Below are 776 nucleotides of genomic sequence, written 5' to 3'. Positions count from 1 at the left end.
GCCGACGCGGCTTCGGCGAGCGTCTCCGAGCTGGTCGCCCGTGGCATGGACCGCGACCGCGCCGAACAGCTCGCGCTCGCCGCCGAGGTGTTCTACGGGTCGGTGCGCAACGCGAAAGCACAGGCGGCGTGTGTTGCCGCGGCGCGGGAAAACGGGCACCGCCTGGACACCTTGGCGTATATCGCACGGTCGTCGCGCTCGCTGGACTCCGATAAAGACCGGTGGCACTATCGCCAGAAGCTTTGTGAGACTGAAGGTGACATGCGCACCGTGGTCAAGCGCGCGAAAGCCTTGAAGAAGGAGCTGAAACCGCCCGCGCCGCGTGCGCCGAAAGCGTCGGTGACCTTCCACGACAAAGGGTGGTCCACAGTCCACATCACCGGGCGCACCACTGATGTGCTGCCGGTGTACCGGGCGGCGAAAGACGACCCACAGGCGTGGCTGAAGGACACACGCACGGGTGGCGACGCGGCGATCACCACGGTGTTGAACATGGACATCGGCGACTTCGTCCAATGGCGCATGCGCAAAGACGGCGAGATCGAAGTCCAGCTGACCAACGGCGAGTGGCTGCGCGGAGCCGAGCTGGTCAACCGGAAGCTGCACACAGCCGGGTACATCGCGCTGATCTCGGCCACGGACGGGCCGGTTAACCTCTATCCGGTGAAATTTGAGCGCCACGCGACCCGGGAGCTGCGCGCGCTAATGAGCGCGGATGGTGCCACCTGCGCGTGGGCGGGGTGTAACCAGCCGGCGGATTTTTCCGAGGCGCACCA

At 66.0% G+C, this 776-nt stretch carries 1 protein-coding gene; it reads left to right on the top strand.

What is annotated here, in order from left to right; genetic code table 11:
* Window positions 1-776: hypothetical protein (locus HMPREF2550_RS12235; protein ID WP_070789822.1), on the top strand; the 776-nt coding region annotated here is incomplete at both ends.

This window comes from Corynebacterium sp. HMSC074A01, assembly GCF_001831515.1.
Taxonomy (GTDB): domain Bacteria; phylum Actinomycetota; class Actinomycetes; order Mycobacteriales; family Mycobacteriaceae; genus Corynebacterium.
The sequence above is the reverse complement of the archived record's forward strand: the minus strand, read 5'-3'. Positions and strand labels throughout refer to the sequence as shown.